General features: G+C 51.7%; 1 rRNA gene. It reads left to right on the forward strand.

Annotated elements, in window-relative coordinates:
* A 23S ribosomal RNA gene (locus tag CXR00_RS17990) occupies positions 1-526 on the forward strand; the annotation flags it as partial.

The following is a 526-nucleotide window of genomic DNA, read 5'->3' on the forward strand; positions in this document are numbered from 1 at the left end:
TGTGGATCGGAGTGAAAGGCTAATCAAGCTCGGAGATAGCTGGTTCTCCTCGAAAGCTATTTAGGTAGCGCCTCATGTATCACTGTAGGGGGTAGAGCACTGTTTCGGCTAGGGGGTCATCCCGACTTACCAAACCGATGCAAACTCCGAATACCTACAAGTGCCGAGCATGGGAGACACACGGCGGGTGCTAACGTCCGTCGTGAAAAGGGAAACAACCCAGACCGTCAGCTAAGGTCCCAAAATCCTGGTTAAGTGGGAAACGATGTGGGAAGGCTTAGACAGCTAGGAGGTTGGCTTAGAAGCAGCCACCCTTTAAAGAAAGCGTAATAGCTCACTAGTCGAGTCGGCCTGCGCGGAAGATGTAACGGAGCTCAAACCAGGTACCGAAGCTACGGGTTCAACGCAAGTTGAGCGGTAGAGGAGCATTCTGTAAGCCTGTGAAGGTCAGTTGAGAAGCTGGCTGGAGGTATCAGAAGTGCGAATGCTGACATGAGTAACGACAATGCGAGTGAAAAACTCGCAC

This window comes from Arthrobacter sp. 9E16 (assembly GCF_002929435.1).
GTDB classification, from domain to species: domain Bacteria; phylum Actinomycetota; class Actinomycetes; order Actinomycetales; family Micrococcaceae; genus Arthrobacter_B; species Arthrobacter_B sunyaminii.